General features: G+C 72.5%; 21 protein-coding genes. 13 read left to right on the top strand and 8 right to left on the bottom strand.

Annotated elements, in window-relative coordinates:
* Nucleotides 1-125 precede the first annotated feature (125 nt).
* From ABZT18_RS05375 to ABZT18_RS05355, 5 genes are all read left to right on the top strand, one after another.
* A complete protein-coding gene (locus tag ABZT18_RS05375; protein ID WP_355250511.1) occupies nucleotides 126-3,638 on the top strand; it encodes an ATP-dependent DNA helicase in 3,513 nt (1,170 codons plus the stop codon).
* 150 nt (nucleotides 3,639-3,788) lie between these two features.
* On the top strand, nucleotides 3,789-7,157 hold the full coding sequence (locus tag ABZT18_RS05370; RefSeq protein WP_355250508.1) for an ATP-dependent DNA helicase: 3,369 nt from the start codon (nucleotides 3,789-3,791) through the stop codon (nucleotides 7,155-7,157).
* 226 nt (nucleotides 7,158-7,383) lie between these two features.
* Nucleotides 7,384-7,587, top strand: coding sequence for a cold-shock protein (locus ABZT18_RS05365; protein WP_101369720.1), 204 nt, complete (start codon nucleotides 7,384-7,386; stop codon nucleotides 7,585-7,587).
* A gap of 223 nt (nucleotides 7,588-7,810) precedes the next feature.
* Nucleotides 7,811-9,133, top strand: coding sequence for a DEAD/DEAH box helicase (locus ABZT18_RS05360; protein WP_355250505.1), 1,323 nt, complete (start codon nucleotides 7,811-7,813; stop codon nucleotides 9,131-9,133).
* Between the two features lie 257 nt (nucleotides 9,134-9,390).
* Entirely contained in the window at nucleotides 9,391-9,591 is a 201-nt protein-coding gene (locus ABZT18_RS05355) for a hypothetical protein (protein WP_355250502.1), read from the top strand.
* Between the two features lie 107 nt (nucleotides 9,592-9,698).
* Here ABZT18_RS05355 and ABZT18_RS05350 read toward each other — a convergent pair whose 3' ends face one another.
* Genes ABZT18_RS05350 through ABZT18_RS05335 form a run of 4 tightly spaced genes read right to left on the bottom strand, consistent with a single transcriptional unit; the run spans nucleotide 9,699 to nucleotide 12,873 of the window.
* The gene (locus ABZT18_RS05350; RefSeq protein ID WP_355250499.1) at nucleotides 9,699-10,157 is read right to left on the bottom strand and encodes an Rrf2 family transcriptional regulator; all 459 of its coding nucleotides are present in this window, start codon (nucleotides 10,155-10,157) and stop codon (nucleotides 9,699-9,701) included.
* A 1-nt stretch (nucleotide 10,158) separates the two neighbouring features.
* Nucleotides 10,159-11,043 (bottom strand): ABC transporter permease, encoded by an 885-nt coding sequence (locus ABZT18_RS05345; RefSeq protein ID WP_355250496.1) that lies wholly within the window; start codon nucleotides 11,041-11,043, stop codon nucleotides 10,159-10,161.
* A complete protein-coding gene (locus ABZT18_RS05340) occupies nucleotides 11,033-11,812 on the bottom strand; it encodes an ABC transporter ATP-binding protein (protein WP_355165465.1) in 780 nt (259 codons plus the stop codon). Before ABZT18_RS05340 ends, ABZT18_RS05345 begins: the two co-directional genes overlap by 11 nt.
* Nucleotides 11,809-12,873, bottom strand: coding sequence for an ABC transporter substrate-binding protein (locus ABZT18_RS05335; RefSeq protein ID WP_355250493.1), 1,065 nt, complete (start codon nucleotides 12,871-12,873; stop codon nucleotides 11,809-11,811). Before ABZT18_RS05335 ends, ABZT18_RS05340 begins: the two co-directional genes overlap by 4 nt.
* Before the next feature lie 173 nt (nucleotides 12,874-13,046).
* Here ABZT18_RS05335 and ABZT18_RS05330 point away from each other — a divergent pair, with 173 nt between their 5' ends.
* The 4 genes from ABZT18_RS05330 to nudC are packed head-to-tail and all read left to right on the top strand — an operon-like array spanning nucleotide 13,047 to nucleotide 17,835.
* On the top strand, nucleotides 13,047-14,162 hold the full coding sequence (locus ABZT18_RS05330) for an LLM class flavin-dependent oxidoreductase (protein ID WP_354995384.1): 1,116 nt from the start codon (nucleotides 13,047-13,049) through the stop codon (nucleotides 14,160-14,162).
* Between the two features lie 10 nt (nucleotides 14,163-14,172).
* Nucleotides 14,173-15,483, top strand: a complete 1,311-nt coding sequence (locus ABZT18_RS05325; RefSeq protein ID WP_355250490.1) for a pitrilysin family protein — start codon at nucleotides 14,173-14,175, stop codon at nucleotides 15,481-15,483.
* Entirely contained in the window at nucleotides 15,480-16,829 is a 1,350-nt protein-coding gene (locus ABZT18_RS05320; protein ID WP_355250487.1) for a pitrilysin family protein, read from the top strand. Before ABZT18_RS05325 ends, ABZT18_RS05320 begins: the two co-directional genes overlap by 4 nt.
* A 46-nt stretch (nucleotides 16,830-16,875) precedes the next feature.
* A complete protein-coding gene (nudC, locus tag ABZT18_RS05315; RefSeq protein ID WP_354995381.1) occupies nucleotides 16,876-17,835 on the top strand; it encodes an NAD(+) diphosphatase in 960 nt (319 codons plus the stop codon).
* 126 nt (nucleotides 17,836-17,961) lie between these two features.
* Here the strand turns inward: nudC and ABZT18_RS05310 are convergent, their stop codons facing one another.
* The 3 genes from ABZT18_RS05310 to ABZT18_RS05300 form a co-directional block, all read right to left on the bottom strand.
* A complete protein-coding gene (locus ABZT18_RS05310) occupies nucleotides 17,962-18,237 on the bottom strand; it encodes a hypothetical protein (protein WP_354995380.1) in 276 nt (91 codons plus the stop codon).
* A gap of 213 nt (nucleotides 18,238-18,450) precedes the next feature.
* Nucleotides 18,451-18,690: a DUF397 domain-containing protein gene (locus ABZT18_RS05305; protein ID WP_354995379.1), complete on the bottom strand. Its 240-nt coding sequence runs from the start codon at nucleotides 18,688-18,690 to the stop codon at nucleotides 18,451-18,453.
* Between the two features lie 72 nt (nucleotides 18,691-18,762).
* A complete protein-coding gene (locus ABZT18_RS05300) occupies nucleotides 18,763-19,743 on the bottom strand; it encodes a helix-turn-helix transcriptional regulator (protein ID WP_354995378.1) in 981 nt (326 codons plus the stop codon).
* Between the two features lie 146 nt (nucleotides 19,744-19,889).
* Here ABZT18_RS05300 and ABZT18_RS05295 point away from each other — a divergent pair, with 146 nt between their 5' ends.
* Nucleotides 19,890-21,224, top strand: a complete 1,335-nt coding sequence (locus ABZT18_RS05295; protein WP_354995377.1) for an MFS transporter — start codon at nucleotides 19,890-19,892, stop codon at nucleotides 21,222-21,224.
* Nucleotides 21,225-21,291: 67 nt separating this feature from the next.
* Here the strand turns inward: ABZT18_RS05295 and ABZT18_RS05290 are convergent, their stop codons facing one another.
* Entirely contained in the window at nucleotides 21,292-21,534 is a 243-nt protein-coding gene (locus ABZT18_RS05290; protein WP_354995376.1) for a mycoredoxin, read from the bottom strand.
* Between the two features lie 92 nt (nucleotides 21,535-21,626).
* Here ABZT18_RS05290 and ABZT18_RS05285 point away from each other — a divergent pair, with 92 nt between their 5' ends.
* The 3 genes from ABZT18_RS05285 to ABZT18_RS05275 all read left to right on the top strand — a co-directional run bounded on the left by ABZT18_RS05285 (nucleotide 21,627) and on the right by ABZT18_RS05275 (nucleotide 24,656).
* Nucleotides 21,627-23,792, top strand: coding sequence for an ATP-dependent DNA helicase UvrD2 (locus ABZT18_RS05285; protein ID WP_354995375.1), 2,166 nt, complete (start codon nucleotides 21,627-21,629; stop codon nucleotides 23,790-23,792).
* 120 nt (nucleotides 23,793-23,912) lie between these two features.
* The gene (locus tag ABZT18_RS05280; RefSeq protein WP_354995374.1) at nucleotides 23,913-24,161 is read left to right on the top strand and encodes a hypothetical protein; all 249 of its coding nucleotides are present in this window, start codon (nucleotides 23,913-23,915) and stop codon (nucleotides 24,159-24,161) included.
* A gap of 129 nt (nucleotides 24,162-24,290) precedes the next feature.
* Nucleotides 24,291-24,656: a WhiB family transcriptional regulator gene (locus tag ABZT18_RS05275; RefSeq protein WP_121674877.1), complete on the top strand. Its 366-nt coding sequence runs from the start codon at nucleotides 24,291-24,293 to the stop codon at nucleotides 24,654-24,656.
* The last annotated feature ends 94 nt before the right edge of the window (nucleotides 24,657-24,750 follow it).

The following is a 24,750-nucleotide window of genomic DNA, read 5'->3' as shown; positions in this document are numbered from 1 at the left end:
TCGATCATGAAGTTAGCGGCGCCGCTGTCGGCGTGTCGCGCCGCTAACTTCATGATCGACGGAGGTGGATGGGGTGGGGTTGGGGGGTGGGGATGGGTGTCGGATGGGCGTGATGGGATGAGCTGATGCAGGCGTACCGGTTGGTGCGGCGGTCCGGAGGGCCGACGCCGGAGGGCGGAGGCGCGCCGGCCAGCGGCATCGTGCCCGCCGGCAATGGCGCGTCCGCGAGCGCTGCCCTGCCCGGCGAGGGGACGGGCCTGCGTGTCGATCCGGCGCAGGCGGAGGTGGTCGGGCACACCGACGGGCCGATGCTCGTGCTCGGCGGCCCGGGCACCGGCAAGACCAGCACCCTGGTCGAGGCGGTCGCCGCCCGCGTGGCCGAGGGGGTCGACCCCGAACAGATCCTGGTGCTGACCTTCGGCCGTCGAGGCGCCACCGCGCTGCGCCAGCGCATCGAGGCGCGGGTTGCGCAGGACGGCCACCGGGTGCTGCGCGAGCCGCTGGTGCGGACCTTCGCGGCGTACGCTTTCGGGCTGCTCCGCCGGGCCGCCGCCGAACGGGGCGAGCCGTCGCCCCGGCTGCTCACCGGCCCCGAGCAGGATCTGATCATCCGCGAGCTGCTGGACGTGGTGGGCGAGGAGCCCGAGGACGACCCGGTCGGCTGGCCAACCGACCTGCGCCCCGCCCTGCGGACCCGGGCCTTCGCCGGCCAGCTGCGTGACCTGCTCATGCGCGCCGCCGAGCGCGGCGTGGGCCCGGCCGACCTGGCCCGCCTGGGCGACAAGCTCGGCCGCGCCGACTGGCCGGCCGCTGCCCGCTTCCTGCGGGAGTACGTCGCCGTGCTCGCGCTGCGCGACGTCAGCAACCGGGGCTCCATCGCGTACGACCCGGCCGAGCTGGTCCGGGCGGCCACCGGGCTGCTGCGCGACGACGAGGAGTTGCTCGCCGCCGAGCGCCGCCGGCTCGCCCACGTGTACGTCGACGAGTTGGCCGACACCGACCCCGCGCAGCTGGAGCTGCTCTCGGTGATCGCCGGCGGAGGCAAGTCGCTGGTCGCGTTCGCCGACCCGGATTCCTCCACGTACGCCTTCCGGGGCGCCGACCCGGCCGGGGTGACCACTTTCCCGCACCGTTTCCGGACCGCCTCCGGAGCGCCGGCCGCGCAGGTGCTGCTGACCACGTCGTACCGGGCCGGGCCGGTTGTGCTCGGCGCGATCGCCCGGCTGGGCCGTCGACTGCGCGGCCCGGCGGCGCACCGCCGGCTGCACCCGCTGCCGGACGCGCCGCCCGGGGTGGTCGAGGTGCACACGTTCCGCTCGGCGACCAGCGAGGCGGCCTGGCTGGCCCACGCGCTGCGCTCCGCCCACCTGCTCGACGGCGTGCCCTGGTCGCGGATGGCGGTGCTGGTGCGGTCCACCGCGTTGCAGCTGCCCACCCTGCGACGGGCGCTGCACGCGGCCGGCGTGCCCACCGTGGTGCACGGCGAGGACCTGCCCCTGCACCTGCAACCAGCGGTCGCCCCGCTCCTGCTCCTGCTGCGCTGCGCGCTCGAACCGGACCGACTGGACGAGGAGGCGGCGGTCGCGCTGCTGCACTCGTCGTTGGGTGGAGCCGACCCGCTGGCCGAACGGCGGCTGCGGCAGGGCCTGCGTGCGCTCGCGCTGGCTGGCGGTGACCGACGCCCTTCCGGGGAGCTGATCGTCGAGGCGCTGGGCGACCCGGCGGAGCTGGCCGGCATCGACCGGCGGTGGGCGGAGCCGGCACAGGCGGTGGCCGGGCTGCTGGCCACCGCACGGGACGCCGCCGCCCGGCCCGGTTCGACGGCCGAGGACGTGCTCTGGGCCGTCTGGCACGCCAGTGGTCTGGCCGAGCGCTGGGCGGGCGCGATCAACCAGGGGCGGCCGGAGGCCGGTGAGGGGGACCTGGCCCGGCGTCGGCGAGCCGAGGCGGCCGACCGCGACCTGGACGCTGTGCTGGTGCTCTTCGACGCGGCGGCCCGGTTCACCGACCGGCTACCCGGTGCCCGCACCGAGGTCTTCCTCGACCACGTGCTCGCCCAGGACCTGCCGGCCGACACCATCGCCCCGACCGCCGACCGGGGCGCGGCGGTCCGGTTGCTCACCGCGCACGCCGCGAAAGGCCTGGAGTGGGACCTGGTCGCGGTGGCCGGCGTGCAGGAGGGCATTTGGCCCGACCTGCGACTGCGCGGCAGTCTGCTCGGCTCGGAAAGGCTGGTCGACGTGCTGGCCGGTCGTTCCGTGGGGGGTGCCCGCGCGGCCAACGTGGTGGGTCAGACCTCGGCGTTGTTGGACGAGGAACGCCGGCTCTTCCATGTCGCCATCAGCCGCGCCCGGCACCGACTGCTGGTCAGCGCCGTTGCGTCTGCGGCGGTCGGCGGTGACGACCACGAGGAGCAGCCGAGCCGGTTCCTGCACGAGTTGGGCCCGACCCCGCCGCCCGCCCCGCCGAACGGTGCCGGGCCGGCCGACACGCCCGCGCCGCCCGGTCCGCGTACCGGCCCGCCGACCGCTGGTGCCCCCGACGACAGCAGCCCGCACACCGCGCCCGGCGACGGCGACACGGACGAGGACGGCGAGCCGGACCGGCCCGGTGCGCTGCCGGTGACCCGCCCACCCCGGGCGCTCACACTGCCGGCGCTGGTCGCCGAACTACGTACCGCCATCACCGACCCGGCCGCCCCGGCGGGCCGGCGGCGCGCGGCGGCGGCTGAGCTGGCCCGGCTCGCCGCCGCTGGGGTTCCCGGCGCGCACCCCGACGACTGGTGGGGTTTGCGCGTGCTCTCCGACGACCGGCCGTTGGTCGACGAGGGGAAACCGGTACGGGTCACCCCGTCGGCGATGGAGAGCGCACTGCGGTGCAGCCTGCGGTGGCTGCTGGAACGGCACGGCGGCAGCGGCCCGACCAGCACGGCGCAGGGGGTGGGCAACCTCGTGCACGCCGCCGCGATGCTCGCCGAGGATGCCAGTGCCGACCGGGGGGCTCTGCTCGACTACGTGGCCGCCCGGTTCGACGCGATCGAGTTGGCGGCCCGGTGGATGGCCGGGCCGGAGCGAGAGCGCGCCGAGGCGATGGTCGACAAGCTGCTGCGCTGGCTGGCCACGAACCCGCGTCGACTGCTCGCCATCGAGCACGAGTTCGCGGTCCGCCTGGACGACCCGAATCGGCCCGTCGACCTGACCGGTCGGGTCGACCGGCTGGAGATCGATGAGGCCGGGCGGCTCGTGGTGATCGACCTGAAGACCGGCAAGTCCACCGCTGTCACCGGCACCGAGCTGGCCGAGCACCCGCAGCTCGGCGCCTACCAGGCGGCGGTGGAGGCCGGGGCGTTCGCCGAGTTCGGTGACGAGTCCGGGGGCGCCGCGCTGGTGCAGCTCGGCACCTCCGCCAAGGACGCCAGGGAGCAGAATCAGCCGTCGGCCGGCGAGGGGCCAGCGGCCGGTTGGGCGACCGCGCTGGTCCGGCGGACCGCCGATACGATGGCAGCCGCCACGTTCGCCGCGGTGGCCAACTCGAAGTGCCGGGTCTGTCCGGTGCGCACCAGCTGCCCGGTCTCCGGGCAGGGGCGCCAGGTCGTCGAGCCGCCGACCACCCGCCGCACCCGTGAGGGCGAGGAGTGAGTTTGCGAGCCCCGCAGTCGCGAACAGAGATGGCACCGTGAGGGCGAGGAGTGAGCTTGCGAGCCCCGCAGTCGCGAACAGAGATGGCACCGTGAGGGCGAGGAGTGAGCCGGTGTTGCGAGCCCCGCAGTCGCGAACAGAGATGGCACCGTGAGTCAGCCCACCCTGTTCGGCGCGGGCCCCGCGCCGACGCCCCGGCTGGCGGACTCCGGCCCCCGGTACACGCCGGTGGAGCTGGCCAAGCTGCTGCGGTTGCCGGCGCCCACCCGGGAGCAGGCCGCGATCATCGCCGCCCCGGTGGAGCCGCTGCTGGTGGTCGCGGGAGCCGGGTCGGGCAAGACCGAGACGATGGCCGCGCGGGTGGTCTGGCTGGTGGCCAACTCGTACGTGCGCCCGGAGCAGATCCTCGGGCTGACCTTCACCCGTAAGGCGGCCGGGGAACTGGCCCACCGCGTACGGGCCCGGCTCGACCAGCTGATCCGCCGCGTCGGCCGGCAGGGACGGGACCCGCTGGACGATCCGCTCGCCGGTGAGCCCACCGTTTCCACGTACCACTCGTACGCGGGGCGGATCGTCACCGAGCACGGGCTGCGGGCCGGTTACGAGCCGTCCACCCGGCTGCTCACCGAGGCGTCCCGCTGGCAGTTGGTCGATCTGCTGGTGCGCAACTACGACGGCGACATGTCCGAGGTGGACCGGATGCCGAGCACCATCACCGATGCGGTGCTGGCGCTCGCCGGGGAGCTGGACGAGCACCTGGTCGCACCGGACCAGCTGGCGGCCTGGACGGGGCGGTTCTTCGCCGAGGTGCAGTCCCGGCCGGGTCGGGTGTACGCCGACGTGCGCAAGGCGCTCACCCTGCAGCAGACCCGGCTGCGTCTGCTGCCGCTGGTGCGGGCGTACGCCCGGCGCAAGGGGGACTTCGAGGCGATGGACTTCGCCGATCAGCTCGCGCGGGCGGCGCGGGTGGCCCGGGATCACCCGGGGGTCGGCGAGATCGAGCGGGACCGCTTCCGGGTGGTGCTGCTCGACGAGTACCAGGACACCAGCCACGCCCAGGTGGTGCTGCTCAACGCGCTGTTCGGTGGCGGGCACCCGGTGACCGCGGTGGGCGACCCGTGCCAGTCGATCTATGGCTGGCGGGGGGCCAGCGCCGGCACTCTGGACCGGTTCCCCAGCGAGTTTGCCCGCACCGACGGTCAGCCTGCCGAAGCGCTGGGACTCACCACGAGCTGGCGTAACCGCCCGGAGATCCTCCGGGTGGCGAACGCGCTGTCGACTCCGCTGCGCGCGGCGGGTGCTCAGGTGCCGGAGCTGCGTTCCGCGTTGACCGTCCGGGATCCAATCCCGCACCGCAGCCCCGGTGGGGCGGCCGGTGGCACGGTGCACTGCGCGTTGCTGCCCACGTACGCCGACGAGGCGGACTGGATCGCCGGCAGTGTGCTCGCCGCCTGGCGCGGGGCGGCCCGGATGCCCGGCGCGGCTCCCGAGCACATCCCGGTGGCGCAGCGCCCGACCACGGCCGTGCTGGTCCGGGTCCGCAGCCAGATTCCGGCGATCGAGTCGGCGCTGCGCGAGCGCGGCCTCCCGGTGGAGGTCGTCGGGCTGGGCGGCCTGCTGGACACCCCCGAGGTACGCGACGTGGTCTGCACGCTGCGGGTGCTGGCCGACCCGACCGACGGTGCGGCGCTGCTGCGGCTGCTCACCGGCGCGCGTTGGCGGATCGGGCCGCGTGACCTGGTGGCGTTGCACCGGCGGGCTCGGGCCATCGCCAACGCCCGGCGACAGGTGGCCGCCGACGAGACCTCGGAGATCACCCCCGACCTGCTGGACGAGGCGACCCTGGTGGAGGCGCTGGCCGATCTCGGGCCGGCGCAGACGTTCTCGGCGGAGGGCTTCGCGCGGCTGCGCGCGTACGGCCGGGAGTTGGCGCTGCTGCGTTACCGCCTGGACCAGGCCCTGCCGGACCTGATCGCGGACATCGAGCGGACCATCGGCCTGGACGTGGAGGTCGCGGTGCGGGCCGGCCGGGACGGCGCCGGTGACGCCGGCCTGGCCCGGGGCCACCTGGACGCCCTGGGTGACGTGGCGGCCCGGTTCAGCGGCGAGACTCCGGGCGCGACGCTCTCCGGTTTCCTGTCCTACCTGGCCGCCGCCGAAGACGAGGAGCGCGGTCTGGCTCCTGGTGAGGTCGAGGTGGTGGAGGGCGCGGTGCAGGTGGTCACCGCGCACGCCGCCAAGGGCCTGGAGTGGGACGTGGTGGCGGTGGCCGGGCTGAGCCGTGGGCTGTGGCCGGGTCCGGTACGCAATTCCGACCACTGGTTGGGCGGGCTGGGCGTGTTGCCGTTTCCACTGCGCGGCGACGCCGACGGGTTGCCCGAGTTGGCGCTCGACGAGGCGGTGGACCAGCGGGCGGTGGCTCGGGCGGTGACCGACTTCACCGACGCGTGGCGGGCCCACGACGAGCGGGAGGAACGCCGGCTGACGTACGTGGCGGTCACCCGGCCGCGGCGGTTGCTGCTCTGCTCCGGCTACTGGTGGGGGGAGGGCACGAAGCGACCGCGAGGTCCGTCGCTCTTCCTGCGCGAGATGTACGACGCCTGCCTCGACGGCGGGCCGGGGCACCTGATCGACGCGTGGGCGCCGGAGCCGACCCCGGATGCGACGAATCCCACGGCCGAGGTGGTGCTCCGCGCGGAGTGGCCGGCCGACCCGCTGGGCGGCCGCCGGCCGGCGCTGGCTGAGGCGGCCGGGCTGGTGCGTCGCCTGATGACCGACGGCCCGGTCGAGGTGGTCATCGCCGGTGGGCCGGAGGTCGACCCGGAGGTGGCGCGTTGGCAGCGCGAGGCGGACCTGCTGCTGGCCGAGCGGGCCGAGCTGACCCGGCTCTCCGGTGCGGTCGAGGTGGCCCTGCCGGGGCAGATGAGCGTCACCCAGCTGGTCGCGTTGCGACGCGACCCGGCGGCGCTGGCCCGTGCGCTGCGCCGTCCGGTGCCGGCCGAGCCCAACCCGTACGCCCGCCGAGGCACGGCCTTCCACGCCTGGTTGGAGCAGCGCTTCGGAGCTGACCGTCTGCTGGATCTGGACGAGCTGCCCGGTGCGGCCGACGCGGATGCCGCGCCGGACGAGGCGCTGGTCGAGCTCCAGGAGCGTTTCCTGGCCAGCGAGTGGGCCGACCGGTCCCCGGTGGAGGTGGAGGTGCCGTTCGCCACGGTGATCGCCGGGGTCGTGGTGCGGGGGCGGATGGACGCGGTCTTCGCCCGGCCGGGCGGGCGGTTCGACGTGGTCGACTGGAAGACCGGCGCGCAGCCCACCGGGCCGGCGGCGGACGTGGCTGCCGTGCAGTTGGCGGTGTACCGGCTGGCGTGGGCTGAGCTGGCCGGCGTGCCGGTCGACCAGGTGGGCGCGGCGTTCCACTACGTCCGGCACGGGGTGACGGTCCGGCCCGCCGATCTGCTGGACGTGACGGGGCTCACGGCCATGATCGCCCAGTTGCCCGAAGATTCCGCCCAAGCTTGACCCCGGCGGGTAAATCCGTGGTAGGTTGACCGGGTTGCAGTTTTGGTTACCAGAGACTCTGTGTGCGCCTGGCGGGATTGTGGCCCCAGGCGCGCTTTGTTGTGTCCGGAGTTCTCCGGGCGGGGCGACCAGAAGCGACAGGCGATTCGCGCATCCCCGCGCGGAGCGCTCCTCTTCGGGCTCGCAAGAAGTGCGAGTCCGACGTTCCGTCAAGGAGACGAAACACATGGCTATTGGCACCGTGAAGTGGTTCAACGCTGACAAGGGCTTCGGCTTCATCACCCCGGACGGCGGCGGCGCTGACGTCTTCGCCCACTTCTCGGCGATCCAGTCCTCCGGCTACCGGAGCCTGGACGAGAACCAGCGGGTCGAGTTCGAGGTGACCCAGGGCCAGAAGGGCCCGCAGGCGGAGAACATCCGCCCGATCTGATCTTCGGATCGGTCAGCATTACCTGTCGCGCCCTCCGGGTGTGACGGTGACGGGACCGGCCCGCCCCGCCGCCGCCTGCGCACGCAGGCGGCGGCCCGGCGGCGGGCCGGCCTGTACTCCCTTCGGTTCGTGCTTGTGAGTCCTGGCTGCCTTGCGCCGCCGGTTGACAGCGCCGATTTCGGCGCCCTCCCTCGACACGTTCCGCGTCGAGGAAGGCTTCCGCATGACCACAGTTATTCCTTCTTTCGCTCATACCGATCTGGCACCGGCGCTGCTCACCGCGCTGACCGCGCAGGGCATCACCGAGCCGTTCCCGATCCAGACGGCGACGCTGCCCGACTCGCTCGCCGGCCGGGACGTGCTGGGCCGGGGTCGTACCGGCTCCGGCAAGACCCTCGCCTTCGGGCTTGCTCTGCTGTCCCGCACCGCCGGCCGTAAGGCCCGGCCGGGTCGCCCGCTGGCCCTGGTGCTGGTGCCGACCCGCGAGCTGGCCCAGCAGGTCACCACCGCGCTGGCCCCGTACGCCCGCGCCGTCGGGCTGCGCTGCGCCACCGTCGTCGGCGGGCTGTCGTTGCAGCGGCAGGCGGACGCGCTGCGCGCTGGCGCCGAGGTTGTCGTCGCCACCCCTGGCCGGCTGCACGACCTGATCAACCGCGGTGACGCCCGGCTCGACCAGGTCGAGATCACCGTGCTGGACGAGGCCGACCAGATGGCCGACATGGGCTTCCTGCCGCAGGTCACCAAGCTGCTGGAGCAGGTCGCGCCGCAGGGGCAGCGGATGCTGTTCTCCGCCACCCTGGACGGCGGTGTGGACCGGCTGGTCCGCCGCTTCCTCAGCAACCCGGTCACCCACTCGGTGGACCCGGGCACGGCCACCGTCACCGCGATGACCCACCACGTGCTGCACGTCGACGCATTGGACAAGCCCGACGCGCTGACCCGGATCGCCGCCCGTGAGGGCCGCACCATCCTGTTCATGGGCACCAAGCACCGCGCCGACCGGCTCGCGCGCCAGCTGCTCTCCAAGGGGGTACGCGCGGCCGCGCTGCACGGCGGCAAGTCCCAGCCGCAGCGCACCCGCATCCTGGAGCAGTTCCGCAACGGTCAGGTGACCGCTCTGGTCGCCACCGACGTGGCAGCCCGTGGCATCCACGTGGACGGCCTGGACATGGTGGTCAACGTGGACCCGCCGACCGAGGCGAAGGACTACCTGCACCGGGGCGGCCGTACTGCCCGTGCTGGTGAGTCCGGCTCCGTGGTCACCCTGGTCCTGCCCGAGCAGCGCCGGGACGTGTCCCGGTTGATGGCAACGGCCGGCATCCGGCCGGAGTCGGTCCAGGTCCGCTCGGACGAGGCAGGGCTGGTCCGGGTGACAGGTGCCCGCCAGCCGTCGGGTGTGCCGGTGACCATCGTCGCCCCGCCGGCCCCCGCCGCTCGGGGACGTGCGACCGGTGGCTCCGGTGGCCCGGCCACTGACGGTGCCGCCCGGTCGGCGCACCGCGCGTCGGGTCGGTCCCGCCGACCGCGTCGCCCCCACACCGTCTGATCTTCTAGACCCGACCGACCCGTCCCGCTTCGGCTGGGCGGGTCGGTCTTGTCTGCGAGGTGATCCGGGCCGGAGGGTTGTCCGTGCGGCTCGGCCGCCAGACCGACCGGCCACTCGGCCGCGCCGCACGGCCCACTCGTCTGAGTCGGTAATCAGCCTCGGCTGGGTCGGCTGGCCGACTGCGCCCCGGCTGGCCGTGGTCGAAGCTGACCAGCGGGGGGAAACCGGGCGGGGGGCCCGGCACGGGAGGGGTGACCATGGCGGGCGAAGCCGGCTCGGGTGCACTGCGCGAACTGATTCTGGTGGTCGCGGTCGCGCTCGCCGGGTTGTTGCTCGCCATGGTTGCGGCCTTCGCACCCTGGCACGCCACCCCGGTGGGTAACACTCCCGCCGGTCTGGTGGAGCTGCACAGCCCTGGCGACCCGGGCTCCGGCCCGGTGGTCGCACACGTGGGCTGAGCAGCGACCGGCCGACCGGTGCCGGCGGAGGGGCAGGCCCGGTCAGGATCGGTACGAGATGTGGTCGGGTCGGCGGGGCACCGACCCGACCACATCGCCTCCGCCGCTCATGAGGTGGTGGGGGCGTGGTCGGTCGGGTCGCGGGTGAGCAGATTGGCCAGGGTGGTGCTGTCGACCACCGTGGCGATCGCCCCGTGCACCGCCAGCCAGACGTCGGTCAGCCCCGCGGCCACTCCGTGATAGCCGGCGCGCTCGGCCGGCAGGCCGCGCACCGTGGTGAGCGAGCCGCCGACCGCGCGCAGCACGTCCCCGACGGTGATCTCGTCGGGTGGGCGCGTCAACGCGTACCCGCCCTCAGCGCCCCGATGGCTGTGCAGCAGACCGGCTCGGCGCAGGTCCAGCAGGATGCCCTGAAGGAAGCTGAGCGGGATGTCCTGCACCTCGGCCAGGCTGGCCGCCTTCACCAGTTCGCCGCCACCATCCCCGCCGCCGTCGCCGCCACCGGCCTCGGCGGCGACGGCGAGCATGGCCCGGAGCGCATAGTCGCTGCGCGCGGAGACGTACACGTCACTGTCCAGCCTGGTCCAGCACACCCCAGCGGCGTCGGATCGCCTTGTCCGCCGCGCCGAAGGCGGCGTCCACGCCGAGGCCGAGCACCAGGATGACGATCATGGTGGAGAGCAGCCAGGGCGCGTCGGACAACTCGCGGGAGTAGGTCAGTTGGGCACCGAGCGATGTCTGCGAGATGCCGACCACGATCAGCTCACCGGCCATCAGGCTGCGCCAGGCGAACGCCCAACCCTGCTTGAGGCCGGCGACGATCGCCGGCAGGGCGGCCGGTGCGATGACGTACCGGTAGAGGTTGAGCCCCCGGGCACCCAGGTTGCGGCCGGCGCGCAGCAGCAGCGGCGGCACGTAGTCCACACCGGAGATCACCCCGTTGGCGATGGACGGCGCCGCGCCGAGCACCACCACGAAGAAGATCGCCTTCTCGCTCAGCTCGAACAGCAGGATGGCCAGCGGGAACCAGGCGATCGACGGCATGGTCTGCAACGCCGTGATCATCGAGCCGATGGCGGCCCGGAGCACCTTGGACCGGGCCACCGCCAGGCCCAGCAGCAGACCGACGGCGACTGAGAAGACGTACCCGACGGCGGCCCGTCGCAACGTGGTGACCAGGCCCTCCCAGAGCTGCGGGCCCTGGGCCTGGGCCGCCAGCTCGCGGCCGACCTCCAGCGGCCCGGGCAGCGAGTACGGCGGCTTCCAACCCGACCAGACCACCAACTGCCAGGCCGCGATGGCGATGGCCAGCGCCGCCAGCTTCGGCCAGGTGGCCGCCCAGAGCCGGGCGCTTCGGGAAAGCTCCTTGTCCCGCCCGGCGATTTCCAGCGCGTCCAGGCCGGAGATCTGCGCATCAGTACGCGCAGCGCTGGTCAGGGTGTCACTGGCCATGACGGCCCACCTCCGTACGGAGCCGCTCGGTGACGTCGGCGGCGATGGCGGCGACCTCGGGGGAGTCGATCCGACGAGGGCGCGGGATGTTCACCTCGGTGGAGTAGATGATGCGACCGGGTCGGCTGGAGAGGAGGATGATCCGGTCGGCCAGCCGGGCGGCCTCGCGGACGTTGTGCGTCACGAAGAGCACCGAGAGCTTGCGCTCGGACCAGATCCGTTCCAGCTCGTCGTGCAGGATGTCGCGGGTCATCGCGTCCAATGCGCCGAACGGCTCGTCCATCAGCAGCACCGGGGTGTCCAGGGCCAGCGTGCGGGCCAGCGCGACCCGTTGCCGCATTCCGCCGGACAGCTCGTGCGGGCGTTTGCGGCCGAAGTCGGCCAGGTGCACCGTGCGCAGCAGCTCGGCCACCCGCTCGCGTCGTTCGGCCCGGGGCAGCCGGCGCAGCTTCAGCGGCACCTCCACGTTGCCCTCGACGGTCAGCCAGGGAAACAGCGCCGGCTCCTGGAACATCAGACCCGGGCTGGCGTCGTCGGCCAACCCGATCTGCCCTCCGCTGGGCCGGTCCAGCCCGGCGACCAGGTTGAGCAGGGTGCTCTTGCCGCAGCCGGACGCGCCGACCAGGCAGACGAACTCGCCGGGCGCGACGTCCAGCGACACACCGTCCAGGGCCAGTACGGCGTTCGCCCCGCGTCCGTACACCTTGGTCACGCCGGAGAGCGCGACCGCGGTGGTCGCGCTCTGCGGCGCCGTCGTGGTCGACGTCATGGCTGGACGACCTCGGGCTTGCCCTGCGCCTTGAGCGCGTTGTTGAGGTACGTCAGGTCGTACAGGCCCTTGAGGTCGACCGGTTCGGTCAGCTCGACCTCGACGGCGTGGTCGAGCCCGGTCTTCAGGGAGGAGGAGATCGGGTCGTTGGTGAACTCCAACGTCGGCCACGCCTGCTTGATCAGCTTCGGGTCGAGCGGCTTGCCGGTGATCTTGCCAATCGCCTCGGAGATGGCCTGCTGGGCCTCTTCGGGCTTGCTGTTGACGAACTCGTTGGCGGCCACCTGGCCGTCGACCAGCTTCTGCACCACGTCCGGGTGCGCCTTGAGGAACTTGGTGCTGACCAGCAGGTTGGTGATGACGAACTTCCTGTCCGGCCACAGGTCGCGCTCGTCGACCAGCACCTTGCCGCCGGCGTTGATCAGGCGGGAGACGAACGGCTCGGGCACCCAGGCGCCGTCGATCGCGCCGCTGTTGAACGTCTCGACCGTCTGGGCGTTCTCCTGCGGCACGATCTTGACGTCGCCACCACCCTCCTTGGTGGTGGTCAGGCCCTGTTCCTTGAGCCAGTAACGGATCGCCACGTCCTGGGTGTTGCCCAGCTGCGGGGTGGCGATCTTCTTGCCCTTCAGGTCCTGTGCGCCCGTGATGCCGGGCTTGACCACCAGCGCCACGCCGCCCGAGGCCGCGCCGGAGATGACCCGGACAGCTTCCCCCTTGGACTTTGAGAAGGCGTTCACGGTCGGGTTCGGACCGATGTAGGTGGCGTCCAGCGCGCCGGAGAAGACGGCCTCGATGGCGGCCGGGCCGGCGTTGAAGGTCTTCGGGTCCAGCTTGACGTTGGCACCGAGCTTCTCGGCGAAGATGCCCTTTTCCACGCCGACGACCGCCGACGCGTGGGTGATGTTGGGAAAGTAGCCGAGGCGCAGCGTCACCGGGCCGGAGCTGCCGCCCGTGCCTTCGCTGTCGTCGCCGCACGCTGCGGTGCTGCCCAGGGTCGCCGCGCCGAGGGCGGCGAGGGTGGCCAGGGTGACCAACCGGCGCAGGGGAAGCCGTCTCATCGTCCATCCAATCCGCAGTATTCCTACTTAGTTGGTAGGAAGAGTGGGCCAGGCTGCGGTCAGCGTCAAGGCCCATCCACATAGCGGGATGTGCCGTCTCAGTTATGTCGGTATTTCCTACCGGCTTGCTAGGGTAATCGGCACTCGGTGACCGGCAGAGAGGCGACTCCGCAATGACCTTCCACTGGTTCCTGCCCACCTCCGGCGACGGCGACCAGGTCGGTGCCGCCACCGTCACCGCGGGTGCCGCGAGACACGACCGGGCCGCCACCGTGGCGTACCTCGCCGAGGTCGGCCGGGCTGCCGAGGCGCACGGCTTCACCGCCGTTCTCACGCCCGTGGGCGCCGGCTGCCCCGACCCGTGGATCGTCTGCGCGGCGGTCGCCCAGCACACCGAGCGACTCGGCATGCTGGTCGCGGTCCGGGCCGGCTTCGCGCTGCCCACCCTGATCGCCCAGCAGGCCGAGGCGTTCCAGGCCGTCTCCGGTGGCCGGCTGTCGCTCAACATCGTGACCGGCGGCGACCCGGCCGAGCAGCGGGCGTACGGCGACTTCCTCGGGCACGACGACCGCTACGCGCGCACCGGCGAGTTCATCGAGGTGCTCCGCCGCGCCTGGGCCGGTCGGCCCTTCGACTACGCCGGAAGGCACTATCGGGTCGACGGCGGCGGCCTGGCCACCCCGCTCGCCGAGCCGCCACCGGTCTATTTCGGCGGCGCGTCCCCGGCCGCCGAGACGGTGGCCGCCCGCCAGGCCGACGTGTACCTGATGTGGGGCGAGCCGCCAGCGGCCATCGCGGCCCGGATCACCCGGGTCCGGGCGCTCGCCGCCGAGCACGACCGCACCCCGCGCACGGGTCTGCGGCTGCACGTCATCGCCCGACCCACCAGCGCCGAAGCCTGGGCGGAGGCCGACCGGCTGCTGGCCGGGATGAGCCCGGAACGGATCGCCGCCGCGCAGGCCAGGTTCCGCCGGATGGACTCGGTGGGTCAGGCCCGGATGGCCGCGCTGAACGCCGGCCGCACCGACGGGCTCACCGTCGCACCGAACCTCTGGGCCGGGGTCGGCCTGGTCCGCGAGGGCGCCGGCACCGCGCTGGTCGGCAGCTACGCCGAGGTCGCGGCACGGATCGACGAGTACGCGGCGCTCGGCGTCGACGAGTTCGTCCTCTCCGGCTGGCCGCACCGGGAGGAGGCCGAGCGGGTGGGCGCCGAGGTGCTGCCCCTGGTCACCGCCCCGGTCGCGGCGGCTCCGGGGAGGTCGTGGGTGCCGGGGGTGCCAACGCGCTAGGGTCGATCCCGTGGCGGCGCGGAGATCCAGAATTCCAGCGACGAAGTATCCGGTCGAGCGGTTCACCCTCGACAACGGCCTGCGGGTGGTGCTCACCCCCGATCGCAGTGCGCCGGTGATCGGCGTGGCGGTGGTCTACGACGTGGGCATCCGATCCGAACCGGAGGGGCGCAGCGGCTTCGCCCATCTCTTCGAGCACCTGATGTTCCAGGGCTCGGAAAACCTGGAGAAGCTGGCCCACTTCCGGCACGTGCAGGGCGCCGGTGGCACCTTCAACGGCTCCACCCACCTGGACTACACCGACTACTTCGAGACGCTGCCGAGCAACGCGCTGGAACGCGCGTTGTTCCTTGAGGCGGACCGGATGCGCGGCCCCCGGCTGACCGAGGAGAACCTGCGCAACCAGGTCGACGTGGTCAAGGAGGAGATCCGGGTCAACGTTCTCAACCGGCCGTACGGCGGCTTTCCCTGGCTGACCCTGCCGCCGGTCATGTTCGACACCTTCCCGAACGCCCACGACGGCTACGGCTCCTTCGACGATCTGGAGTCGGCCACCGTCGCCGACGCCGCGGACTTCTTCCGCCGCTACTACGCGAGCGGCAACGCGGTGCTGGCGGTCAGCGGTGACATCGACGTGGCCGAGGCGACCGAGCTGGTCACCCGGCACTTCGGCGACGTGCCGGCCCGACCGGCACCGAAACGGCCCGACTTCACCGAGCCCGACCTGACCGCCGAGCGGCGCACCTCGTACACCGATGCCCTGGCACCGCTGCCAGCGGTGGCCGGCGCCTGGCGCGTGCCCGACCCGGTCAACGACTTCGCCGGCTACCTGCCGTACGTGGTGCTGGCCGAGGTGCTGACCGACGGCGACGCGTCGCGGCTGGTCGAGCGGCTGGTGCAGCGTGACCGCACGGTAACCAGCCTCGGCGGATACCTCGGCTTCATGGGCGACCCGTTCGACGTGCGCGATCCCACCGCGATGCTGTTGCAGGCGCACCTGCCTCCCGGGGGCGACGTGGACAAGGTGCTGCGCACGATCGACGAGGAACTGGACCGACTGGCCACCGACGGGCTGACCGACGGTGAGCTGGCCCGCACCCAGGCCCGGATGGCGACCCACCTGCTGCGGGACACCGACGCGGTGCTCGGCCGGGCGCTGCGAATGGCCGTGTTGGAGCAGCAACGCGGCGAACCAGGCCTGCTCAACGACCTGCCCCGGCTGGTCGGCGAGGTCACCGAGGAGCAGGTCCAGGCCGCCGCGGCCACCCTGCGCCCGGAGCGGCGTGCAGCGATCGAGGTCATTGCCGGAGGATCCCGATGACAACTACTACCACCACCGCTCCTGCTGGGCCTCGGACGCTGCCGCCGCTCGGCCCCACCCGCAAGCTCAAGGTGCCCAAGCAGGCCGAGCGCACGCTGCGCAACGGCCTCACCGTGATCGCCGTACGCCGGCCCGCCGTACCCCTGGTCGAGCTGCGGCTCTGGGTCCCGTTCGGCCGGGTCCACCTGGCCCGCGGCGCGATGCTCTCGCAGACCATGCTCTCCGGCACCGAGTCGATGACCAGCGTCCAGATCGCCGCCGAGTTGCAGAAGGTGGGCGGCGGGCTCTCCGCGGGCGTCGACCCGGACCGGCTGATGCTCGCCGGCGCCGGCCTGGTCACGGGTCTGGACCGGATGCTGGAACTGCTGGCCGAGGTGCTGACCAGCGCCAGCTATCCCAGCGACGAGGTGGCCACCGAACGGGACCGACTGGTCGACCGGATCCAGGTGGCGCAGAGCCAGCCGGCGCACCTGGCCCGGGAGGCGCTGCTGAAGCGGGTCTACGGCCGGCACCCGTACGCCACGCAGACCCCGGAGCCCGGCCAGATCCGTGCCGTCCGACCGGCGGCGCTGCGCACCCTGCACTCGGAGCGGGTTCATCCGGCCGGCGCGCAGTTGGTCGTGGTCGGCGACGTGCAGCCGGAGAAGGCCCTGGACGCGGCCGAGCGGGCGCTCGGCGGCTGGGCCGGCGCGGGTCGCACCGCCGATCTGCCGGCCACCCCGCCGTTGGAGCCGGGGCCGCTGCTGCTCGTCGACCGGCCCGGCTCGGTGCAGTCCTCGCTGCGGATCGCGCTGCCGGCCGTGTCGCGCACCGATCCCGACCACGCCCCGCTGCAACTGGCCAACCTGATCTTCGGGGGCTACTTCTCCTCCCGGTGGGTGGAGAACATCCGCGAGGACAAGGGCTACACGTACGGCCCGCACTCGGGGATCGAGCACTCCGTCGCCGGGTCGGTGCTGGTCGCCGCCGCCGAGGTGGCCACCGAGGTCACCGGTCCGGCGTTGCTGGAGACGACGTACGAGCTGGGTCGGCTGGCGTCGCTGCCACCGAAGCCCGAGGAGCTGGAGCAGGCCCGTCAGTACGCCCTGGGCACCCTTCAGCTCGGTATGTCCACCCAGGCCGGGTTGGCTGCGCTGACCAGCGCGTACGCGGGCAACGGGCTGCGCCTGGACTTCCTCGCCGAGTACGCGGCGAGGTTGGCGAAGGCGAGCATCGACGACGTCGCGCAGGCGGCGGCCCGGTACCTGGCGCCGGCCCGTGCGGCGGTCGTGGTGCTCGGCGACGCGGAGCGGGTCACCCCGGGGCTGGCCGCGCTGACCACGGTCCGCACCGAGTCTGTGCAGTGAGCGAGCGCAGCGAGCGAGCCGTCCGGCACGGCAGCGGAGCGCGGGTGTGAGCGGGGAGACGGCGCCGCCGTTGGCCCGGTCCACGCTGGATCGGGCGGCACACCGGCGGGGTGACTCGCAGTGGCTCACCGAGGCGTGGCTGCGTGCCCGGGTGTTGCTGCTCGACTCGACCGACGAGGGGCGGACACTGGCCCGTACGGACACGTCGCCTCCGGCGTTGGTGCTGTTCGGCGCGGCCGACGTGCCTGTCGGGTCCGAGTCGATGGCGATGTTCCTCGGTGTCGAGCCGGACGGGGTGCCGGTCTTCGCGGTCGATGCGCCGTTACCGGCGCTGCCGGGGACCCGGGCGGTCAATCTGCGCGAGGTGGGCCACCTGCTCGCCGACCGGGAGGCCGGTATCTTCACCACCGCGCTGGCGCTGGTCAACTGGCATACCCGGCACGGCTACTCGACGAGCACCGGCGCACCGACCGCGATGGACGAGGCCGGTTGGTCCCGGGTGGACCGTAACGGTGGGCGGATCTGGCCGCGTACCGATCCGGCGATGATCGTGCTGGTGCAGGACGGCGTGGACGGCCTGGACGGGCGCTGTCTGCTCGGCAACAACGTCGGCTGGCCGGGGACGCCGGGCGGTCGGCGCTACTCCTGCCTGGCCGGCTACGTCGAGCCGGGCGAGTCGGCGGAGGCCGCCGTGCTGCGCGAGGTTCGCGAGGAGGTGGGCATCGAGGTCGAGCGCATCGGGTACGTGGGCAGCCAGGCGTGGCCGTTCCCCGGCTCGCTGATGCTGGGCTTCCTGGCCCTCGCGAACCCGAGCGACCCGGTGCGGGTCGACCCGTCGGAGATCGCGTACGCCCGGTGGTTCTCACGCCGGGAGATCGGGGCGGCGCTGGCCGGGCAGACGGTGGACGTGGGCGATGGAGCCCGGCTGATCCTGCCGCCACCGTCGTCGATCGCGCTGTTCCTCATTCACCGTTGGCTGGACGGTTGGGTGCACGCCGACCGCTGAGCACGGTCCCGGCCCGTGGCCGCCGTTGCCGCGGCGGCCACAGGCCGGGAACACGGGCCGTCGTGGTCGGCGGGTGCGAGTAACGCGGCGGGGGAGCCGGTCCGACCACGACGGACGTCTGGTGGATCAGGTGCCGGTGCGGCTCGGTCTGTGTGGGAAGACGGGTCGGGGCTCGTTCAGCGGCAGGACCTTGACCCGTTGCTTGCCGGCGCGGACGGCGCCGACCGTGGCCAGGGCCCGGGCCAGCAGCAGCGCGGCGTCCCGGTCCTCGGCGTGCACGGTCTGCCGTCGCGGCTCGGGCGTGGTCGTCTCGTCACGAAGTCGGTGGCCGTCCGCCCATGCGGCGACGATGTCTCCGTCGGCGACGGCGCGGATGTCGGTGCGAACGATCAGGAACCGCATGAGGGTCTCCGGATGAACCGCGACAGATGAGCCAGTGTGGAAGTTCCACGTGTCCGACGGCCATGTTACGCCCCGTGTTCGTCCCAGCAACTGAAACGCGCCTATCGGTTCCGAGCCTCGTCCGATCGGGGGATGGCTGCTCAGCGGGGTCGGCGGCGCGCAACGCGACGGGGCCGCCGGCAGTGCGCCGACGGCCCCGTACCGGTCACCGGATCAGTTCAGATCGAACTGACCCTTCTTTGCTCCGGTGATGAAACCGAGCCACCCCGCGCGGTTGAACAGCAGCACCGGACCGCCTCGGTCCTTGCTGTCGCGCAGTGCGACCGCCGACGGGCCGGTGCCGAGTGGGGCGACCTCCACGCAGTTGGAGGTCTGGCTGCGCGTGCTGGTACGCCACGGGGCATCCGCCAACGAGTGGGCGGTGACGGACGGCGTGTTGCGGATGTCGTTCATGGTTCTGCTCCTGGTGTGAACCGATCCGATGGGACGAGTGGTGCCGCACGCCGACGGAGGGTCCCCCGTGGATCACCGTTCCGTCAGCCGCCCCGAGGCCCGGCGGCGTTGGGTCGGCGCCGTTGCCGGTCCGAACGCCACTGTGGAAGGGGGCGCTGCCTCGGTCAGCCGTACCGTCGCCTCGATCAGCCAGGTGAGGGTGTCCGAGGCGTCAAGTGCCGCCGTGCATAGCCACTCGAACACCACTTTATAGCGATTTAGCGCGATTGCCTCGGTCGACATGACGTCGGTGAAGCCACCTTCGATGGCCAGCGTCTCCGGATCGAGTGGATCCGCGAACCGATAGACGGAGAACGCGGTCGGCGGAAGGTACCAATTGCCGATCTGGGTGTCCCGGAGCAGCACGTGCAGCGTCACGTTGGGCAGCAGGGCCAGCTCACAGAGCTGGAGCAACTGCTCGTGCAGCACTTCGGGTGGCCCGGCCCGGCGGCCGAGGGCCGCCTCCTCCAGTACGGCGGTGTAGCGGGGCGCGTACGGCTCCCGGGTCAGCAGCGACTGGCGTGCCAGCCGCGCCTGCACCTCGGTCTCCGGCTCGTCGTCGGGCTCCGGCTCGCCCGCGCCCTCGCCCACCTGGCGGGCCGAGACAATCCGCACCTGGGCGTACCCCGGGGTCTGCAACAGGCCGGGCACCAGCACCGGGTTGTACTCGGAGATCTCCGCGCAGCCCGCCTCCAACTCGGCCCAGCTGCGCTGCTGCTGCGTCATCACCGGGAAGTTCTTCAACCAGCCGCGCATGTCGCCGGCCTCGCTGGTGATGCCGAGCAACTCATCGTGCAGCGCCTTGTCGGCGCCGTAGAGGTCGAGCAGGTCGCCGACGTCCTGCGGGTCCGGTCGGCTGCGGCCATTCTCCAAGCGGGACAGTTTGGACGCGGAGGCCCAACCGATACGCTCGATGACCTGGTCGCCGGTGAGGCCCGCGGCCTCACGCAGGCGGCGCAGCTCGACGCCCAACCGGCGACGACGCAGGATCGGGCTGGGTGCGGCAGGAGGCACAGTGTCCTCTTTCCCGTCGACCGTCGCCGACGCGACGGTAACTGTATGAAATTCGCCCCCCACGGTCAGTATGGACGGCGCGACCAGTGTCGGAGGTTCCGGCGGGGGCGTGTCTTACGAAAAATGGACCACGGGTACGCCGGACGATGACGGACCCACGGTCGCGATCCCGCCGGAGGGACCCCATGCGCACCGTCCTGCGCCGACCCGACTTCCGCCTGCTCTTCGGCGGCCTGCTGGCCAGCATGACCGCCGAGTCGATCCTGCTGCTCGCGCTCGCCATCTGGGTCAAGGATCTGACCGGCTCGAATGGGTTGGCCGGCGCCACGATCTTCGCCGTCATCGCGCCGATGACGCTGGCACCGCTGGTCGGCTGGTTCGTCGACCGGTACCCACGCCGGCCGTTCTTCGTGGCCGCGAACGTGGTCACCGCGGCCATGCTCGTCCCGTTGTTCACCGTCCGGGACGCGGGCGACGTCTGGATCGTCTACCTGGTGGCCGCCCTGTACGGACTGTCGTCCATCACGCTCGGCGCGGCGCTCAGCGGGCTCATCCGGGAGTTGGTGCCGGTCGAGCTGCTGGCCGACGCGAACGGCGTGCTGCAGACCGTACGCCAGGGGATGCGGCTGATCGGCCCGCTGGCCGGCGCGGCGCTCTACGCGGCGCTCGGCGGGTGGGCGCTGGCCGGGATCGGCATGGTCGGATTTCTGACCGCGGCGGCGGTGGTGACCGCGCTGCCCACCCCGCAACAGGTGCCGCCGACCGTGCGCCTGCGCTGGCCGGCCGAGCTGGGCGCCGGTCTGCGGCATCTGGCCGGTGAGCCGGCCCTGCGTCGGGCACTGCTCGGCTACGGGCTCGGGTCGCTGGTGATGGGCTTCAGCGAGTCGCTCATCTTCGCGTACGTCGACCAGGGGCTGAACCGGGACGCGGCGTTCGTGGGCGTGCTGGTCACCGTGCAGGGCGTGGGCGGGCTGCTCGGCGGGCTCTGCTCACCGGCGCTGGTCCGCAAGCTGGGGGAGGTGGGCACACTGGCCGCCGGGGTCGCCTTCTTCTCCCCGGCCGCGCTCGCGCTCGCGTACCCCGATCTCCGGCTCGGGTTCGCGGCGGTGCTGCTCGCGGGCGTCTCGCTCCCGCTGACGATGGTGGGGCTGCACACCCTGATCCAGCGTCGGACCCCGCCCGCGCTGGTCGGCCGGGTGGCCGCGGCCACCCAGGCGGTGGTCAGCGGGCCACAGGCGCTCTCCATCGGGGCGGGCGCCCTGCTGGTCGGGTTCCTGGACTACCGGGTGCTGTTCGCGCTCGTCGGGGTGGCCACCCTGGCTGCCGGCAGCTACCTGTGGCGGGGCCGGCACCTGAGCGCGCCGTCCGGCACCCGCCCGCCCATGCCGCCGACCCGCCCGAGGCTCCCGGCACCTCGACGACCGGCCGAGGACGCCGACCGACCCGCGGCGCCCAGCATCCACCGGCCGCCGTCACGGTGACCGATACCTGACACGACGAGCGGCCGCCCCGGGTGGGGCGGCCGCTCGTCGAGAGTGCTTCGGCCGGTCAGGCGGTGAGGGTCTCCAGGTGCTTCTTGACCTGGGTGATCGAGGGATTCGTCAGGGCGCTGCCGTCAGCGAAGCGCAGCGTCGGCACCGTCTGGTTGCCGCCGTTCACGCTCATCACGAAGTCGGCGGCCTTCGGGTCCTGCTCGATGTCGACCACCTCGTACCCGATGCCCTCCCGGTCGAGCTGCGACTTTAGCCGGTGGCAGTAGCCGCACCAGGGGGTGGAATACATCGTCAGCATGGTCGGATCCTCCAACTCCTCCGGCCGCGGCTTGCGGATCAAGCCGAGGCTGTTCGCTGCAACGCTGGGACGAGCTGAGATGATTCCTCGTTGTGGTGGTTCACTCAGCGTCGGAACAGGTGCTCGCCGGGCTGGACCCGGAGCAACGGTCGGCGGTGACCGCACCCGCGGGCCCGGTCTGCATCCTGGCCGGCGCCGGCACCGGCAAGACCCGGGCGATCACCTCCCGGATCGCCCACCGGGCGCTCTCCGGTGAGATCTCCCCCCGGCACGTGCTCGCGGTCACCTTCACCGCCCGTGCCGCCGCCGAGATGCGGAGTCGTCTCACGGTGCTCGGGGTGGGCGGTGTCCAGGCGCGCACGTTCCACGCCGCCGCGTTGCGCCAGGTGCGGTACTTCGCGCCCCGGCTGCTGGCCGGGCGGGCCATGCCCGAGCTGCTGGACAGCAAGGTGCGGGTGGTCACCCTCGCCGCCGCCCGGGTCGGCCTGCGCACCGACCGGGCTGCCGCCCGCGACCTGGCCGGCGAGATCGAGTGGGCCAAGTCGTCGCTGGTCGAGCCGACGGACTACGTGGTGTCCGCGGCGCGGGCGCTGCGCGACACACCGCACGAGCCGGCGAAGGTGGCCGAGGTGTTCACCGCGTACGAGCAGCTCAAGCGCTCGAACGGCGTCATCGACTTCGAGGACATGCTGCGTGCCGCGGTGTGGGGCATCGAGGAGCACCCGGACGTCGGCGAGCAGGTGCGTGGCCAGTACCGGCACTTCGTGGTCGACGAGTACCAGGACGTCAACCCACTCCAGCAGCGGTTGCTGGACGCCTGGCTGGGCGGCCGCAACGACCTGACCGTGGTCGGCGACGCCAGCCAGACGATCTACTCGTTCACCGGGGCGACCTCGGCGTACCTGGTCGACTTCCCACGCCGGCACCGGGGCGCCACCGTGGTGCGGTTGGTCCGCGACTACCGCTCCACGCCGCAGGTGGTCGGGCTGGCCAACGCGGTGATCTCCCAGGCCCGGGGCACCGAGGCGCGGCTGCGGCTGGAGTTGAGCGGGCAGCGCCCGCCCGGCCCCGAACCGGACCTGCGGATCTTCACCGACGAGCCGGCCGAGGCGAACGCGGTGGCCGCGCGCTGCCGGTCGCTGATCGACGCGGGCACGCCGGCGAAGGAGATCGCCGTGCTGTTCCGGATCAACGCGCAGTCCGAGGCGTACGAGAAGGCGCTCACCGAGGCCGCGGTGCCGTACGTCGTGCAGGGCGCGGAGCGGTTCTTCGAGCGGACCGAGGTGCGCCAGGCGATGGTCGCGTTGCGTGCCGCCACCCGATCCATCCCCGGGGAGACGCCGCTGCCGGCCGCCGTCGTCGAGGCGCTCACCGCGGTCGGTTGGGCCCCGGGCGCGCCCCCGGCCGGTGGCGCCGCCCGCGAGCGCTGGGAGGCGCTGTCCGCGCTGGTCCAACTCTCCGAGGAGTACGCGGCCACCCCCGAGGTGGTGCCGATCGGCGAGGCCGCGTCGGTGGAGCGCCCGGTCACGCTCTCCGACTTCACCGAGGAACTGGCCCGCCGGGCCGCCCAGCAGCACGTCCCGACGGTGGACGGGGTGACCCTCGCTTCGCTGCACTCGGCCAAGGGGTTGGAGTGGGACGCGGTCTTCCTGGTCGGCCTCGCCGAGGGCACCCTGCCCACCATGTACGCCAAGACGGTCGAGCAGGTCGAGGAGGAGCGCCGGCTGCTCTACGTCGGGATCACCCGGGCACGGGAGTGGCTCTGGCTGTCGTACGCCGCCGCGCGCTCGCCGGGCGGGCGGGCCCGGCGGCCGTCGCGGTTCCTGCCCCAGCTGAATGGCTCCGGCGGAACCGAGCGGGCAGCCGCCGGCACCGGTCCAGCGCGTAGCCCGGAGCGGCGCCGGACGCAGATCATGTCCTGCCGGATCTGTGGCGCCACCCTGCTCGCCGGCCCGGACCGCAAGCTGGGTCGTTGCCCCACCTGCCCGTCCGATATCGACGATGAGCTGCACGAACGGCTGCGCGAATGGCGGCAGCGGGTGGCCGGGGCGCAGAAGGTCCCGGCGTACGTGGTCTTCACCGACGCGACGCTGACCGCGCTGGCCGAGCGGCGACCCGGTCGGCCGGAGGAGTTGATCGCCATCGCTGGCATCGGCCCCCGCAAATTGGGCCTCTACGGGGAGTCGGTGCTGGCGCTGGTGGGGGGCGCGGGGGTGGACGACGTCTGCCCAGAGAAAACTTTCGAAATCTCGTCGTAAATTCGTTTGCCCTCGCCCCGGCGCGAGGAATAGCCTCAGAACACACCACGCGAGCGGCGCCATTCCGGCTGCTCACGGGGTTGGTCCAGTCGATCCGAGGAACGTGAGGGAGGTGGCACCGTGAAGATCTTCACCTATGAGCGTCTGGCGGCGATGCCGTCTGTCCACGCTCCGCTGTCGACTGTCCGGGTGGCCCTTGCGGCCGCACGACCGTCGGTTCCGCAGGTGCACCAGGTTCAGGCCGAGCTGATCCTGACCGTCGCGCCCGCCGGAGTCGAGGGGACCAGTGGCTTCACGGGCAATGGCATCCGGGTCGCCAAGAAGCGCACGGATGTCCGCGGCGTTCCACCTCGAGGTAGACCGGTCTGATCATCAGACACCGGCTCACCTCGAGGCCGCGGAACCCGTTACCGGGATCCGCGGCCTCAGTTTTTTGCCCGCCGTAAGTACGTCGGAATGCGATCCACGAGATCGAAGTGAGAGAGAGGTGACCGGGCGATGAGTCTGGCGTTGGCCCCCCTCGACGTGAGCGTCGAAATGGAGGCGAACCTGCCCTGCCGGAAGTTCGACCCCGACCTGTGGTTCTCCGACTCGCCTGCACAGCTTGAGCTGGCCAAGTCGCTCTGCGGGGACTGCCCGCTGCGCGTCGAGTGCCTGGCCGGTGCGGTGGAGCGAGCGGAGCCGTGGGGCGTCTGGGGCGGCGAGATCTTCGAGCGTGGCGCGGTTGTTCCGCGCAAGCGGCCCCGTGGCCGTCCGCGTAAGGAGGACGTCGCTCGTGACGCCGAGCTTCGGGTCGAGGCCGAGGCGCGTCTGGCGGCCAGTGGGCTGTCCGAGGTGCGTGGCGCGGTCCGGCTGGCAGCCTGACATGTTCCCGATCCGTACCAACTACGCCGGTGCCACATCGGCAGTTAGTGAGAAGACGATGTTGAACGTTCCGACTGGAGCCTTCGAGATGCAA

It is taken from the genome of Micromonospora sp. NPDC005291 (genome assembly GCF_040607415.1).
Lineage (GTDB): Bacteria > Actinomycetota > Actinomycetes > Mycobacteriales > Micromonosporaceae > Micromonospora.
This window is presented reverse-complemented; position numbering and strand designations above follow the sequence as displayed.

Bases quoted from the DNA above. Each gene is read 5' to 3' on its own strand.
- ABZT18_RS05375 (WP_355250511.1), top strand. From the start codon at position 126: ATGCAGGCGTACCGGTTGGTGCGGCGGTCCGGAGGGCCGACGCCGGAG.
- ABZT18_RS05365 (WP_101369720.1), top strand. From the start codon at position 7,384: ATGGCTATTGGCACCGTGAAGTGGTTCAACGCTGACAAGGGCTTCGGC.
- ABZT18_RS05360 (WP_355250505.1), top strand. From the start codon at position 7,811: ATGACCACAGTTATTCCTTCTTTCGCTCATACCGATCTGGCACCGGCG.
- ABZT18_RS05355 (WP_355250502.1), top strand. From the start codon at position 9,391: ATGGCGGGCGAAGCCGGCTCGGGTGCACTGCGCGAACTGATTCTGGTG.
- ABZT18_RS05345 (WP_355250496.1), bottom strand. From the start codon at position 11,043: ATGGCCAGTGACACCCTGACCAGCGCTGCGCGTACTGATGCGCAGATC.
- ABZT18_RS05340 (WP_355165465.1), bottom strand. From the start codon at position 11,812: ATGACGTCGACCACGACGGCGCCGCAGAGCGCGACCACCGCGGTCGCG.
- ABZT18_RS05335 (WP_355250493.1), bottom strand. From the start codon at position 12,873: ATGAGACGGCTTCCCCTGCGCCGGTTGGTCACCCTGGCCACCCTCGCC.
- ABZT18_RS05330 (WP_354995384.1), top strand. From the start codon at position 13,047: ATGACCTTCCACTGGTTCCTGCCCACCTCCGGCGACGGCGACCAGGTC.
- ABZT18_RS05320 (WP_355250487.1), top strand. From the start codon at position 15,480: ATGACAACTACTACCACCACCGCTCCTGCTGGGCCTCGGACGCTGCCG.
- ABZT18_RS05310 (WP_354995380.1), bottom strand. From the start codon at position 18,237: ATGCGGTTCCTGATCGTTCGCACCGACATCCGCGCCGTCGCCGACGGA.
- ABZT18_RS05305 (WP_354995379.1), bottom strand. From the start codon at position 18,690: ATGAACGACATCCGCAACACGCCGTCCGTCACCGCCCACTCGTTGGCG.
- ABZT18_RS05295 (WP_354995377.1), top strand. From the start codon at position 19,890: ATGACGGACCCACGGTCGCGATCCCGCCGGAGGGACCCCATGCGCACC.
- ABZT18_RS05290 (WP_354995376.1), bottom strand. From the start codon at position 21,534: ATGCTGACGATGTATTCCACCCCCTGGTGCGGCTACTGCCACCGGCTA.
- ABZT18_RS05275 (WP_121674877.1), top strand. From the start codon at position 24,291: ATGAGTCTGGCGTTGGCCCCCCTCGACGTGAGCGTCGAAATGGAGGCG.